The following is a 12,658-nucleotide window of genomic DNA, read 5'->3' on the forward strand; positions in this document are numbered from 1 at the left end:
CTTTTAACGTATATTTGATTGGCGTTAAAGTAACGTTGGATTGAACCGCACTTTCAACGCAATCGTAATGGTAGCGAAAATTTTTTCATCGTTGAGAGGAAAGTTTTCACGTAAAGTGCGGTGGGAATCAGTTATGTTTATTTGAGCTTGTGATAATTCATTTAATAAAATTGGGAGAGAAAGATTGAGTTGCTCAGCGATTTGTTGAATAGAAAAATGTTCGAAAGTCATCATCAAGCGATCCAAATTGCAATAAGAGGGCATGCGATTATGGGTGATGAGATCGGTAAATTGAGTGTTGATTTTTACCCATTTCTTCTTGCGGTTATAAAAATGTAGTAACAAACCAAATACGGTAAATCCAGCAAAGAAAAGATGAATGTCTAAGGCTTGAGTAAAAGGAAATCCTAGCCACATTGAAATGCCACTTACAACAACGAAAAGCAAACTTAAGGCTAATCCCCACACTAAGAAAAATTTATAAATCACTTCAAATTTCATTGAATTGTCCTTTTCTACAAAATAACCATAGGAAAATATAGAACACCTAATATTATAGAATCCTTTTATCTCATTTTACTACGCTATATTTGAATTAATATATCGATGCTGTAGAATTCGTTGTAATGTCTCATTTTTAAAATGAAAAAATTCTTACTATTTTAACCGCACTTCGCCCGAACTTTTACATCAACATTTGAATAACTACATTGAAAAATCACTATGACTATTTACGACATCAATTTTGCTGAACTGTATCAACAACACTTAATCGCTTGTAATCATTACAACTTGCCGCCAACAAAATGGGATAAAAAAGCCGTGAAAATGGCAGAGAACTTAGTCGGCAAGCCTTCTGCATATAATCAGCAATTATTGCAAGCTATGAATGTGCAAGCCGATGAAACAGTATTGGATGTTGGCTGTGGTCCCGGTACCTTGGCTGTGCCTCTCGCACAACAAGGCTCAACGGTATATGCCTTAGATTATAGCAATGGAATGTTAGATTGCTTGGCGCAATTCAAGCAGAAGTTTGGTTTGCATCATCTCACGACATTTCATAAATCTTGGGCGGATAATTGGGATGATGTGCCGCAAGCTGATGTGGTGTTGGCATCTCGTTCCACATTGGTAGACGATTTGGACGATATGATCGAAAAACTCTGTGCGAAAGCGAAAAAACGTGTGTTTTTGACTTCTGTCACACAACGTCATTTTTTAGATGAGGGCGTATTTGAGGCGATTGGCCGTGAAGATATTGGTTTCCCCACTTATATTTATTTACTCAATCGGTTGTATCAAAAAGGCATTCAGGCAAATTTGAATTTTATTGGAACCGAATCGGGTTGTTTTCAAGGTGAAAGCTACGAGGATTTATTAGCTTCGGTGGAATTTTCTTTAGGCGAACTTTCTGAAAAAGAAAAACAAGGTTTAAAAGCCTTTTACGATTGTAAACAAGCTAACAACGAACCCATTTATCACGGACAGAAAAAATGGGCGTTGATTTGGTGGAATGTGGAACGCGCCTAGCTTTTAAGCTTGAATGCATTTACTGGCTCTAAAAATACCGGTATTTTTGACCGCACTTTTTCTGGGTTAAGCGTCAGTGGATAGGTTCGTTTTTGCGCAATGATTAACGTGAGCGGCGAAAAGATTGTTGCGCGTTTATTCTTGGTTGCAATAGGGCATTTTTCAATCACTTCAAAATTGAGCAATGAAAGCCAATCAATGACTCGCCAAGCTGGGTAGTGACGCAATGGATAATCCCCCATTTTTCTTTTGAAAATCAGCGGACTTAATGGATTAAATAAAGCAATAAAAATCCAGCCATCGTCTGTCAGTATGCGATGAGATTCACGCAGAATTTGATGCGGATCTTGTGCAAAATTAAGCGTATTCATTAAAAACACGGCATTAATTTCTTTTTGAAGGCATGGCAATTCGGTGAGGCTTGCTTGAACTAAGCTAACTTTAGCATTGCAAAGTGCGGTGAGATTTTGCGTGATTTTTTCGCTCAAAATAATCTGGTGGTGCATAGGCAAATTTGTCGTAACTTCACCGCTTAACCCACCAATTTTCAAAACCTGATGACCTAAAATTTTGGGCATCCAAGGCATTAACGTTTGGCGTAAGGCTTGGCAATAATTATCCCCCTTTGGCAAATTTTGCCAACTTTCAGGCTGAATGAAAGGCTTGGTCGCTTTGGCATTCCAGTTTACAATCATTTTATTCCTCCATCACAAATGAAAAGGACGATTATGTTATTTGCTTTGCCTGCGCTGAATGATAACTACATTTGGCTTTATCAACGAGAAAATCAGCCTCTTATTATTGTCGATTTGCCTGAAACGGACAAGCTGTTTGCATGGCTAGATAAGCAAAACGCAACGGTTGAAGCGGTGTTGCTTACTCACGAACATGAGGATCATACACAAGGTGTGTCGGCATTTAAAAAACGTTATCCAACGGTGCCGATTTATGGGCCGAAAGAATGTGAGAACAAAGGTGCGACTCAAATTGTGAACGAAGGGAAGATCCTTACCGAACATTATCAAATTGATGTCATTCCGACGGGGGGACACACTAAACAGCACGTTAGTTTTTTAGTGGATAATCATTTATTTTGTGGTGATGCGTTATTTTCTGCAGGTTGCGGACGTGTTTTCACAGGTAATTATGCGCAGATGTTTGATAGTTTGCAGCGTTTGAATACATTGCCTGACGAGACGATCGTTTGCCCTGCTCATGAATACACCTTGGGGAATTTAGCATTTGCGGAAACTGTGCTGGTGGAGAAAAGTGCGGTAGAAAAAAGTGCGGTAGAAAAACAACGTATTTTTGTTGAAACACAACGGGCTGAAAATAAACCAAGCTTGCCAACAACCTTAAAACTAGAGCGAGAAATTAATCCGTTTTTACAAGCAAAAACACTTGAAGAATTTACCGCACTTCGCAAAGCAAAAGATATTTTTTAATCATTTGGCATGATTCTAATAAATTTATGATGTGTGAATTTGCTCAATGCGTCACAATTCATTAGAATAATACACCGTATTTTTATCATTAATATGTAGGCTGGATGGAAATAAGGTGTGGTGCTTAAAGTATCATATCTATGTTTTTGAAATTTTGCTTTCTACAGATTATTTTTTAATTATTTTATGACACTTCTTGTTCTCGGCATTAATCACAAAACCGCATCTGTTTCAGTGCGTGAAAAAGTCGCGTTTTCAAATGAGAAACGCGAGCTTGCCTTGCAACAAATTTATCGTCAAAACCTTGCTGAAGGTGCTGTGATTCTTTCTACGTGTAATCGCACGGAAGTGTATTTTCATCATCGACAAATTTCGCCACAAGAATGTGAAAAATGGTTGCATAATGCAGCGCAATGGTTTGCTGATATCCATCAACTTTCTTTAGCAGAGCTGAATCCGAGTATTTATACCTATCAAAATCAGCAAGCGGCAAATCACTTAATGCGTGTGGCTTGTGGATTAGATTCACTCATTTTAGGTGAGCCACAAATTTTAGGACAGGTAAAACAAGCATTTCAAATTACAGAAGATTATTATCAAGCTGCTAATTTACCTCTATCAACAGAGCTTTCTCGTTTATTTCAAAAAACATTTTCTACGGCAAAACGGGTCCGAACTGAAACCAATATTGGCGAAAGTGCGGTATCAGTGGCTTATGCTGCTTGTAGTCTTGCTCGTCAGATTTTTGAATCACTCCGAAACCTAAATATTTTACTGGTTGGTGCAGGGGAGACGATTGAACTCGTCAGCCGTCATTTATTGCGTCATGGTGTGAAAAAATTAATGATTGCAAATCGTACTCGAGAAAGAGCCGTGCAATTAGTTGAGAAATTAGCAACTGAGACGCAGATAGATGTATTTGGTTTAGATGAATTGCAATATGCATTGCATCAGGCTGATATTGTGATTAGCTCTACAGGTAGTCCAAATGTGTTGATCACTCAAGACATGGTGAAACAATCTCAAAAAGTGCGTCATTATGCGCCAGTATTATTGGTAGATATTGCGGTTCCTAGAGATATTGATGAAACGGTAGCAGAACTTGATAGTGTATATCATTATACCGTAGATGATTTGCAAGATATCATTCAACGTAATTTGAATCAGCGAGAACTAGCTTCTGAACAAGCACAAGAAATTATTTCTCAAGAATGTCATGATTTCTTTGAGTGGTTAAAGGTTCATCAATTCTCTAATTTAATTAAATATTATCGACAAGATGCGGAGCGAATTCGCCAAGAGCTACTTGAAAAAGCGCAATTAAGTTTACAAAATGGCGAGCTCGCCGAAGATATTTTGCAAGAGCTGAGTTATAAACTTATGAATAAATTGATTCACGTACCAACACAGACAATGCAAGCAATGATGAAAAGTAGTAATGCCGAAGGATTACATGCATTTTCTAACGCCTTACATTTGGATCATCCGTTGAATGAAAAATAAGGCAAATATTCAAAGAAGAAAGCAATATCACTCAGCGATAACTTACCTACGTTCTTTTTAATAATGTAAAAGAACGTAGATTTCCTCCAAGTAACACTTCATTTCAGCTACACATATTGAATATGTTTAGGAAAGCCAATCTCAATATTTAAAGATCGGTTTGTCACAATAACGTTTTCCCTATCTGCGATAAAAAATCTTGATGTCATGGTTTTTTCACCATTATTTAAGAAAATTTCTACAATAGAACGATCAAAGAAAATTTCGATAGTATGAAGTTCGTGTACTTTGCAGTAACGTTGCGATCCAAATTTTATCATTAACTCAGTTTGTGTGGATTGATGACGATCCAAGCAAATTAGGCCATTTTCATAAGATAAGCTTAGCTTTTCCTTAGCTTTATTGGAAAAGAAATCTAATGTAAAGGGGCGATTTTGCGCATCAAATTTCAAATAAGCCCGATCTAAATGTTCAACTTCCATTTTTCCTTTTAATGTGAGAAATGAAAGTGCGGTCATATTTTCATAGATTTTTTTAATCGGGCGCTGGAATAGCTGATTGTTTTTTAACTGAATTTTGCGTGGCATGGTAAGGGCTGAATGCCATTTGAATTGATTTGTTGGATAGGTTAAATCAGGTAAGCCTATCCAGCCTAGTAGAATAGTATTCTCTTTATTTTCTAAACCTGAAAAGGTTTGCGGTGCATAGAAATCAAAGCCTTGATCAAGTTCTGCAATATATTCTGCATCAAAAGTATACTGGTTTAATTGACCGATAGCATAAGTAGCATGATAGTTATTTTGGAACTGATTCGTTTCACGCGCTTTTCCTTGCGGTGACCAAATAAAAATATCTTTATTGCCTAATTTCGTCAAATCAGGGCATTCCCACATAAAAACCTGATGGTTATTAAATTTAGGGACGTCAAGTTCACCCAGTAAACGAGGCGTATCATCTAAATTATCCATTTCAAACAGGAGAGCGGTGCCTGTGAGATTTTGCCGTTGCGCACCACAGATAAAACGAATTTTACCTTCAGGAGTCAAGTAAGGTTTAGGATCCCGTACATGTTCTGTATAACCATTAGGCGCTTTTTCAATCAGCGGACGTTTACTGATAAGCATGCCGTTACAATCAAAAATAGCAAGGTTTTGGTAGGGGATTCGTTGATTATCAGTCAAACGGCGAGTATTTCCCGTATAGAATATTGCTAATTTATTATCGACTTTTAATGCCCCTCCAGAATAACAACCATGAGATTCAAATGGCTCACATGGGATTAAATCATCTGCATGTTGGAAGACTTGAAAGTCATTTGTAATAAAATGTTTCCAGTGCTTCATCCCATGTAATGCATCAAAGGGAAACCATTGATAAAAAAGATGATATTTTTCACCATCAAACACTAAACCATTCGGATCATTTAATAATCCTGTTGGTGGGGCAATGTGATAGGTCGGATAGAAATCTTTATCGCTTTCCACCGTTTGACGTATAGCGTTGAGCTCATCTGGTTCTGCTGCAAGAATACTTTTGTATTTACCGTTGTTAAAAATGATCATTATGGTGTTGTGCCTAAATTGAAATGTGCGAATTCAGTGAAAAAAGTGTGTGAACCTTTTATTCACACATTCAGCAACTAATTTTCTAAAAATTCAGTTAATTGATTTTTATTTGGCAGGGCGGACATCGCTCCTTTGGCTGTGGTTGTCAATGCGCCACAAGCATTTGCCTGACGAATAATACGAACGAGCACATCACTATCACGCCAATTTTCATGTTGAGAAAGTCCTGCTAATAAACCACCCACGAAAGCATCACCTGCACCGGTAGTATCAATTGGTTTTAATGCCTTACCTGCAACGACATCCTTTTCCCCTGCAAGGTGATACAATGCCCCATCTTTACCTAAGGTGACAATAATCAATTTCTCAGGATAAAGTGCGGTGATTTTTTCAAATGCTTTTTCAAGGCTGTCAGTATTGGTTAAAAGCGTTAATTCTTCTTCGGAGAATTTCAATACATCAGCGAGGGCTACCGCATCCATCACAACGCTTTTCATTTCATCTAAGCTTGCCCATAGTGATTCGCGTAAATTGGGATCAAAGGAAAAAAATCCTCCTGCAACTTTAATACGGCGAATTGCTTCAAAAGTTGCTTCACGTGATGGGTTATTAATGAGAGCAATAGAACAACAGTGTAACCATTCTCCAGATTTAAAATGAGGGAGATCATTGGTTTGTAAAAACTGATCCGCACTTGGATTAACCATAAAAGTGAAGCTACGTTCACCATTATCTAATCCCACCACTACCGTTGATGTACGATGTTGAGGATCGAGAATCATATGGGTTGTATCTACGTTTTCCGAATTAAGGGTTTCTTGCATAAATTGACCGAGAGGATCATTCCCCACTCTTCCGATAAATGCACTTTGTCCACCTAAACGCGCAACCCCCACTGCCACATTTGCAGGTGCGCCACCCGCACAACGTAAATAGTGATTTTTACCGTCTGGAATTAAATCGACTACAGCATCACCTGTTACCCAAATTTTTTGATTCATTTTACGTTCCTTTATACGACAAAATTGATTAAAAATAACCGCACTTTAAAGCGCGGTTATGTTATGTTTTTATTCTACCGTTATACGAGCAAATTTTCGTTTACCCACTTGGTAAACATTTGTACCTTTCGGAGCATTGTCTTTTACGTTATCGACTTTTTCACCATTGATTTTTACACCTCCTTGTTGAGCAGAGCGAATCGCTTCTGAAGTGGAAGGCACAAGTCCCGCTTCTTTTAATAAGGTGGCTAAACCCATTTCGCCAGAGAACGTAAATTCAGGCATTTCATCAGGCATTGCGCCTTTTTGGAAGCGATTAATGAATTCCTGTTCTGCAGAGTTTGCTGCCTCTTCATTGTGGAAACGTGCAATTAATTCTTTTGCTAGTAAGATTTTTACATCACGAGGATTTTTGCCGTTTTCTACTTCTGATTTTAATTGTGCAATTTCACTTAATGGACGGAATGAAAGAAGGTTATACCAATCCCACATGAGTTCATCTGAAATAGACATCACTTTACCGAACATATCGTTTGGTGCTTCTGTTACACCGATATAGTTGCCAAGTGATTTGGACATTTTTTTCTCGCCATCTAAGCCAACGAGCAATGGAAGTGTAATCGCAACCTGTGGTTTTTTACCTGCTGATTTTTGTAATTCGCGACCAACAAGTAAGTTGAATTTTTGGTCTGTACCGCCTAGCTCTATATCTGCATCTAATGCAACAGAATCATAGCCTTGTAGTAATGGATAAATAAATTCATGGATGGCAATAGGTTGATTGTTGCCAAAGCGTTTTTTGAAGTCATCACGTTCAAGCATACGCGCAACGGTGTAATTACTTGCAAGACGAATCATACCTTCTGTACCAAGTTTGCTTAACCATTCAGAGTTGAAGACGATTTTGGTTTTTTGTGGATCGAGAATTTTATAAATTTGCTCTTTATAGGTTTCCGCATTGCGCAATACATCTTCACGGCTGAGTGGAGGACGCGTGGCATTTTTACCTGATGGATCGCCCACCATTCCAGTGAAATCACCAATTAAGAAATAGACTTCATGACCGAGTTGTTGAAATTGACGTAATTTGTTTAATACAACGGTATGCCCTAAATGAATATCTGGTGCGGTTGGATCGGCGCCTAATTTTACTTTTAATGGGCGATTTTCTTTCAGTTTTTCGATTAAATCCGCTTCTGAAAGGATTTCATCAGTACCGCGCTTTAGTTCCGCGAGAACGGTATTAATGTCAGTCATTATTATTTCCTAATTATGTTTTTTGAAAGGTTTTATTATAGGGATTCTTGGCGATTTGTGAATAAAAAAAACGCCTATTTGTGGGGAAATAGGCGGGAATGTTGGAGTGATTATCTGTTGAACGCTTCAAATTAAGAAAACGCTCTGTTATTGTTGGAATGACTAGATGATAATTGTTATCAATAATATTGTCAACAAGAAAATGAAAATAATTCTCAAAAATATTATTTTATATAAGGCACCGATTCTGTTAAGGAAAGTGAGGTAGGAATTCCATTAGAAACCTCAAATTTACCCGCATAAGCATAGGCTTCAATGCCTTGTTCCATTGCTTCTTTTAATAAGCGATCATATTCGGGATCGATATATTCTGCGATCTTGAAACGATCAAAACCATTATGTAACCCAGCAAATAGCACTACTGCACGATGACCTTGTTTTTTCATTGCCAGTAATTCACGGACATGTTTTTGCCCACGTGTAGTCACTGCATCGGGGAACATACCTAAATTTCCTTTCACTAGGGTGATGGATTTCACTTCCACATAACAATCGGGTAAGCCTTCACCTTTCAGTAGGAAATCAATTCGGCTATTTTCTTCACCATATTTCACTTCAGGATAAATTTCGTCGTACATTGCCAATTCTTTGATTTGCTTATTTTGCAGTGCTTCAAAGACAAGCTGATTAGAACGATGCGTATTGATACAACAAAGTTGTCCATTCGCAAGTTGAGTGAGTTCCCAAGAATGAGGATATTTGCGGGTTTGGCTATCGGAATGTGAATACCAAATTGTGTCGCCTTTTTCACCGCACCCCGTCATCGCGCCTGTATTGGCGCAATGAATTGTCATAACATCACCAGTCGGTAGTTCAATATCCGCAAGAAAGCGTTTATAACGACGAATTAATGTCGCTGATTGTAAAGCTGGAAGTTGCATAAAGTTCCTTATTTGAGTTTTTCTAAACGTTGTAAAATGGCGTTATCGGTCATGGCTTGCATTTTTTTCATTCTCAAAGAAAGTAAGATTGCTGCGAAAGTGAGTGAGACCACAAAGGCAATCCAGAAACCTTTCGCATCAATGTGAGGCACAAGCCAATCTGTACGACCGAGCGTATAACCAAGTGGCACACCAATTACCCAATAAGAGAAAAGGGTAATGTATAAAATGACTTTAGTATCTTTATAGCCCCGTAAAATGCCGCCAACCACCATTTGGATGGTATCTGAAAATTGATAAAGTGCGGCAAATAATAATAAATTTGCCGCCATGGCAATGACAATTTCATCGGTGACGAAAATAGAGGCAATTTCATAACGGAAGAAAATCGTAATTAATGCAGTAATGATTGTCACCGTTAGCCCTAATAATAATGCAGCATAACTCATTTTTTTCGCTTTTTGTGGTGAGCCAGTGCCCAATGCCTGTCCGACTAAAATCGTTGTTGCCATACCAATTGACATAGGGAACATAAAAATGAAAGAGCTGGTATTCAATGTAATTTGATGGCTCGCCACAACGGTTGAGCCTAGCGGAGAAAGCATTAAGGACGTAAGTGCAAATAACGCCACTTCGCAACAAAGTGCAATAGCAATGGGCAAGCCTAAACGCAGTAGTTTTTTAAGCGTTTTGGGATTCGGCATTTCAATTAATTGGCTAAATACTTTTAGCGAACGTTCTTGAGCATTCGTGTAGGAATAAAACATCATCATAAAGCACATTGCCCAGTTCACAATGGCTGTTGCAATACCACAGCCCACCGCACCAAAAGCAGGCATGCCAAATTTTCCATAAATAAAAATGTAATTAAGCGGAATATTTAGCAGTAAACCTAAAAAGGTAATGACCATCGCAGGCTTAGTTTTAGCAATCCCATCATTTAAACAACGAAAATTAATTAGCATCAAATAAGCAGGTAATCCCCACAACATCGCATGTAAATAATCGCGTGCTAAATCTGACATTTTGCTTTCCATTTGCATGTATTGCAGCGGAATCTCACAGAAATAAATCAGCAAACCTAAAGGAATACTCACGCCTAACACAAGCCAAATGCCTTGGCGAACTTGATGGGCAATGCGATGGCGTTGGTCTGAACCGTTTAGGTAAGAAATAGTCGGAGGCAGCGCTAATAATAAGCCTTGACCGAAAAGCACCAATGGCATCCAAATCGATGCTCCAACAGAAATTGCTGCCATATCAGTGGAACTCACGCGACCAGCCATAATAGTATCCGCTAATCCCATAGAGTTTTGTGCGATTTGCGCTAATAAAATGGGTAAAGAGATTTTAATTAATTTTTTAATATCAGCGTGATATTGGGATAAAAGACGAAAATTCATAAATTTGATATACTAAGAAAAATTTTTAGAAAAGGAGAAAATATGTTTACCGGAATTGTACAAGGCACTGCGCCTATTCATTCAATTACAGAAAAGGCTAATTTTAGAACACAAGTGGTAAAATTACCACCTGAAATGCGTAAAGACCTAGAAATTGGCGCATCGGTGGCAAATAACGGTGTATGTTTAACCGTGACTGAAGTCAATGGTGATCTCGTTAGCTTTGATCTCATGCAAGAAACCTTAAGAATTACGAATCTTGGCTTGTTGAAAGTAGGCGATAATGTCAATATCGAACGAGCAATGCAAATGGGAACAGAAATTGGCGGGCATTTATTATCTGGTCACGTCTATTGTACAGCAAAAATTTCAAACATTATCGCCAGTGAAAATAACCGACAAATTTGGTTTGAGCTGCCAAGCGCAGATGTAATGAAATACATTTTAACGAAAGGATTTGTTGCGGTAGATGGCATTAGCCTGACTATTGGCGAAGTAAAAGGCACGCAATTTTGTGTGAATTTAATCCCCGAAACTTTGCAACGAACCTTAATGGGGCAACGTAAAGTGGGCGATATTGTGAATATTGAAATAGATCCACAAACGCAAGCCATTGTGGATACAGTGGAAAATTATTTAAAAGCGAGAAATTTATAGTCCATTGAAATAAAAAGAGCGGTTAAAAAATACAGAATTTTTTAACCGCTCTTTTGGTTGATTACTTCGCTTATTTTTTCGATTTTTTCCATTTCCAGAAAAGGAATAGGGCAAGTAAAGCAATAAGCACATAAATCACCATTTGACCTTTTTCAATTTGAGCATGTAACCAGTCTAAATTTTTTGCGCCAAATTCGCCTAAATAAACCCAAATTGGCACAGAAATAATGGCAGCACAGAAATCAATCAAGACAAAACGTGTGTAACTTACTCGGCGAGTAATGCCAGAAACCATATAAATTGGAGCACGCAAGCCGGGTAAAAAACGTGCGACAAATAACACACGGTTGCCATATTGGCTGAATTTTTCACGCACCATTCTTAAACGTTGTAATGTCACGATTTTACGCATTGGGCGAAAACGTAAAATTTTTGTGCCATAAATACGACCAAGCCAATACATGGTGGAGTCACCCGCAAGCACGCCAAGCATACTGACGAGTAACATTAAATGTGAATTAACACTTTCAGGATAAAGTCCCGCAATAACACCACCAGAAACCAAGGTGATATCTTCAGGAATCGGTACACCAAATCCGCAAATAATTAAAACAAAAAGAACAGCCCAATAGCCGTAATCAGTAAAAAATCCAATCAGAAATTCCATAATCTTCCTACTTTATTTTTTAATGAATATCGTAAAAAACTGCTAAGCATTCTAATCTTTTCAGGGTAAAAAGCCTAGAAAAAGTTTGCTTTGAAAAGAGGGATATTCTATAATTCTCCCTCTCAAAGCATGGCTCAATGCTTGCCTTTGAGAACAATATTTGGAAAATTGCTGGGTCGCCTGCAATTTTCTTTCTTTTAACATTAATTTAAAGAGAACATTAAAATGGCATTTAAATTTAACGCTGAAGTTCGTACAGCGCAAGGTAAGGGTGCGAGCCGCCGCCTGCGTCATAATGGTCAAATTCCTGCAATCGTTTATGGTGGCAGCGAAGAGCCAGTTTCAATCATCTTAAACCATGATGAATTAAACAACGCGCAAGCACATGAATCTTTCTATTCTGAAGTGATTACTTTAGTGATCGGTGGTAAAGAGGTTGCAGTTAAAGTACAAGCAATGCAACGTCACCCATTCAAACCAAAATTGGTTCACATTGACTTCAAACGCGCGTAATTTGTATTAATACGGTTTTACGTAAGTTAAAAAAAGCTCGTCAAATTTGACGAGCTTTTTTGTTTTTATAAATAACTATTTTTCACAATATATTAGGATATAGCATGCAAACGTTTACATATGTAAATGAATGTAAATATATGTAAATTGGGGGCTGAATTGCTTGACTTATATTT

13 protein-coding genes are annotated in these 12,658 nt (G+C 37.9%); 5 read left to right on the forward strand and 8 right to left on the reverse strand.

The genetic code is table 11. The features are described from left to right. Positions 1-24 precede the first annotated feature (24 nt). Positions 25-501, reverse strand: coding sequence for a hypothetical protein (locus C3V42_RS07755; protein WP_048953055.1), 477 nt, complete (start codon positions 499-501; stop codon positions 25-27). A 222-nt stretch (positions 502-723) separates the two neighbouring features. Here C3V42_RS07755 and C3V42_RS07760 point away from each other — a divergent pair, with 222 nt between their 5' ends. Continuing rightward, the gene (locus C3V42_RS07760) at positions 724-1,530 is read left to right on the forward strand and encodes a methyltransferase domain-containing protein (RefSeq protein WP_048953054.1); all 807 of its coding nucleotides are present in this window, start codon (positions 724-726) and stop codon (positions 1,528-1,530) included. On the opposite strand, the gene C3V42_RS07765 is transcribed toward C3V42_RS07760, so the two are convergent. Then, positions 1,527-2,225, reverse strand: a complete 699-nt coding sequence (locus tag C3V42_RS07765) for a methyltransferase domain-containing protein (protein ID WP_048953053.1) — start codon at positions 2,223-2,225, stop codon at positions 1,527-1,529. The genes C3V42_RS07760 and C3V42_RS07765 overlap by 4 nt on opposite strands. Positions 2,226-2,258: 33 nt before the next feature. Here C3V42_RS07765 and gloB point away from each other — a divergent pair, with 33 nt between their 5' ends. Together gloB and hemA are read left to right on the forward strand one after the other, a co-directional pair. Continuing rightward, complete coding sequence (gloB, locus tag C3V42_RS07770) at positions 2,259-2,975, forward strand: hydroxyacylglutathione hydrolase (RefSeq protein ID WP_106014181.1); 717 nt, start codon at positions 2,259-2,261, stop codon at positions 2,973-2,975. Between the two features lie 186 nt (positions 2,976-3,161). Then, positions 3,162-4,478, forward strand: coding sequence for a glutamyl-tRNA reductase (hemA, locus tag C3V42_RS07775; protein WP_106014182.1), 1,317 nt, complete (start codon positions 3,162-3,164; stop codon positions 4,476-4,478). 107 nt (positions 4,479-4,585) lie between these two features. Here the strand turns inward: hemA and C3V42_RS07780 are convergent, their stop codons facing one another. The 5 genes from C3V42_RS07780 to hmrM form a co-directional block, all read right to left on the reverse strand. Then, positions 4,586-6,040, reverse strand: a complete 1,455-nt coding sequence (locus tag C3V42_RS07780; RefSeq protein ID WP_106014183.1) for a glycoside hydrolase family 32 protein — start codon at positions 6,038-6,040, stop codon at positions 4,586-4,588. Between the two features lie 77 nt (positions 6,041-6,117). Further along, complete coding sequence (locus tag C3V42_RS07785; RefSeq protein WP_106014184.1) at positions 6,118-7,044, reverse strand: aminoimidazole riboside kinase; 927 nt, start codon at positions 7,042-7,044, stop codon at positions 6,118-6,120. Positions 7,045-7,113: 69 nt separating this feature from the next. Further along, positions 7,114-8,301 (reverse strand): tyrosine--tRNA ligase, encoded by a 1,188-nt coding sequence (gene tyrS, locus C3V42_RS07790; protein WP_106014185.1) that lies wholly within the window; start codon positions 8,299-8,301, stop codon positions 7,114-7,116. Between the two features lie 224 nt (positions 8,302-8,525). Then, positions 8,526-9,242: a DNA/RNA nuclease SfsA gene (gene sfsA / locus C3V42_RS07795; RefSeq protein ID WP_106014186.1), complete on the reverse strand. Its 717-nt coding sequence runs from the start codon at positions 9,240-9,242 to the stop codon at positions 8,526-8,528. Positions 9,243-9,250: 8 nt separating this feature from the next. Next, the gene (gene hmrM, locus C3V42_RS07800; protein ID WP_065265124.1) at positions 9,251-10,645 is read right to left on the reverse strand and encodes a sodium-coupled multidrug efflux MATE transporter HmrM; all 1,395 of its coding nucleotides are present in this window, start codon (positions 10,643-10,645) and stop codon (positions 9,251-9,253) included. Between the two features lie 42 nt (positions 10,646-10,687). Here hmrM and ribE point away from each other — a divergent pair, with 42 nt between their 5' ends. Then, positions 10,688-11,302, forward strand: a complete 615-nt coding sequence (gene ribE / locus C3V42_RS07805; protein WP_032803632.1) for a riboflavin synthase — start codon at positions 10,688-10,690, stop codon at positions 11,300-11,302. Positions 11,303-11,372: 70 nt separating this feature from the next. On the opposite strand, the gene C3V42_RS07810 is transcribed toward ribE, so the two are convergent. Next, on the reverse strand, positions 11,373-11,969 hold the full coding sequence (locus C3V42_RS07810; RefSeq protein WP_106014187.1) for a DedA family protein: 597 nt from the start codon (positions 11,967-11,969) through the stop codon (positions 11,373-11,375). 225 nt (positions 11,970-12,194) lie between these two features. On the opposite strand from C3V42_RS07810, the gene rplY reads away from it, so the two are divergent. Continuing rightward, positions 12,195-12,482 (forward strand): 50S ribosomal protein L25, encoded by a 288-nt coding sequence (gene rplY / locus C3V42_RS07815; RefSeq protein WP_005633680.1) that lies wholly within the window; start codon positions 12,195-12,197, stop codon positions 12,480-12,482. The last annotated feature ends 176 nt before the right edge of the window (positions 12,483-12,658 follow it).

It is taken from the genome of Haemophilus sp. oral taxon 036 (assembly GCF_002998595.1).
Lineage (GTDB): Bacteria > Pseudomonadota > Gammaproteobacteria > Enterobacterales > Pasteurellaceae > Haemophilus > Haemophilus haemolyticus_K.